This is a genomic window from Promicromonospora kroppenstedtii DSM 19349, from assembly GCF_000515355.1.
Classification (GTDB): domain Bacteria; phylum Actinomycetota; class Actinomycetes; order Actinomycetales; family Cellulomonadaceae; genus Promicromonospora; species Promicromonospora kroppenstedtii.
Map to the genome: position 1 here is coordinate 1 of NZ_KI911576.1, position 1691 is coordinate 1691.

Here is a 1691-nt window from a genome sequence, read left to right on the forward strand (position 1 = left end):
TCGGCGTAGCGCTCGGCGAACTCCCGGGTCCCGTCGAGCGGGTCGATGATCCACACACGATCTGCACGGGTGCGGCTCGCGTCGTCCTTGGCCTCCTCGGAGAGGACGGCGTCGTCGGGCCGCGCAGTGCTCAGCGTGGCGGCGAGCCACGCCTGGGCGGCGGCGTCACCGGCGTCCTTGAGCTCCTTGGCGTCGAAGGACCCACCGGCGTCGTCGACCTCGGCGCGGAGCGCGAGGAGCACCTCCGCCGCTCCCGAGGCGAGTGCGTGGGCGAGGGCGTCGTCGTCGGCGAGCGACGCCGGAGAGAGCGTGGGGGAGGGCGCGTTCATCGATCTCCAGGGTGGACGGCTTTCCGGCTGATCCGGCCGTCTCACGCGGCGCTCGACGAGGGGCCAAGGTGCCACAGGTGAAGTCCGGCGGACGCGCCGAGGCTACCATTCCGGCATGCGATCCAGCGCCAGTGGACCCGTAAGCATCACTACCGGCTCCAGGAGGCGCTAATGAACACTATTCCGATGAGTTTGATCGAGTTAATTTCCAGCCGGACCCACCGGGGTCGCGCGCGATGAGCATCGAGCTTCCCCTCGTCCTCGGCGGCCTCGTGGTCGGCTTCATCGTCGGCCTGACGGGCATGGGCGGCGGCGCCCTCATGACGCCGATGCTCATCTTCGTCTTCCGCGTGGACCCCCTCGTCGCGGTCTCCAGCGACGTGGTCGCCAGCCTCTTCATGAAGCCCGCGGGCGCGATCGTCCACCTGCGGCGCGGGACGGTGCACCTCAAGCTCGTGCTCTGGCTGTGCGTCGGGTCCGTGCCCGCGGCGTTCTCCGGCGCCTTGCTCATCCAGGCGCTGCCGTTCGGCGACTCCCTCGACGCCGCGCTCAAGACGGTGCTCGGTGTCGCGCTGCTCATCGCGTCCGGTGGCCTCGTGGTGCGCGCCGTGCTGCAGATGGTGCGCACCCGCTCGGCGCTCGGCGAGGGACCGACCCGGCCGTCCGCGCCCGAGATGGTGGTGCGGCCGGTGCCCACCGCGATCCTCGGCGCGGTGGCCGGGCTCCTGGTCGGCATGACATCGGTCGGCGCGGGCTCGGTGGTCATCGTCGTGCTCCTGCTGCTGTACCCGGCGCTCAAGGCGTCCCAGCTCGTGGGCACCGACCTGGTCCAGGCGGTGCCGCTGGTCGCGGCGGCGTCGCTGGGCCACCTCCTGTACGGCGACTTCTCGCTCGGGCTGACCACCTCCCTGCTCATCGGCGCCATCCCCGGCGCCTGGTTCGGCGCGCACGTGTCGTCGCGCGCGCCGGGCGGCATCATCCGCCGGGCCCTGGCCATCCTGCTGCTGGCCTCCGCACTCAAGCTGCTCGGCGCGAGCCTGCCCGTCGTGCTGGGCGCCGCGGGCGCGGCGCTCGTACTCGGCAACCTGGTGTGGTTCTGGGTCAAGCGTCGCTTCTCCGCCACCGCGCAGGCGCCCGAGGCCGACTCGAACCGGCGGGAGCCCGCCCCGGACCGGCCGGACGGTCCCCCGGACGACCCCGTGACCGGACCGGCCGACGGCACCGACCCAGCAGAATCGAGCTCCCGCAGATGACCGACTCCCCCGCCCGCGTCCTCTCCGACGACGAGCTGGACCTCCTCGAGCTGGCCCTCGGCGGCGCGCTGCCGCCGTCGGCCCTCGCCGCCGCGCTGCCGGGCCTGCC

General features: G+C 72.9%; 2 protein-coding genes. One reads left to right on the forward strand and one right to left on the reverse strand.

Going from position 1 to position 1691, the window contains the following annotated elements; translation table 11 throughout:
- A partial coding sequence (locus PROKR_RS01480; protein WP_036959095.1) for an inositol monophosphatase family protein occupies positions 1-329 on the reverse strand: 329 nt, incomplete at its 3' end.
- A gap of 236 nt (positions 330-565) precedes the next feature.
- Between PROKR_RS01480 and PROKR_RS01485 the strand changes: the two genes are divergently transcribed.
- Entirely contained in the window at positions 566-1582 is a 1017-nt protein-coding gene (locus tag PROKR_RS01485) for a sulfite exporter TauE/SafE family protein (RefSeq protein WP_084800197.1), read from the forward strand.
- Positions 1583-1691 lie beyond the last annotated feature (109 nt).

Bases quoted from the DNA above. Each gene is read 5' to 3' on its own strand.
- PROKR_RS01485 (WP_084800197.1), top strand. From the start codon at position 566: ATGAGCATCGAGCTTCCCCTCGTCCTCGGCGGCCTCGTGGTCGGCTTC.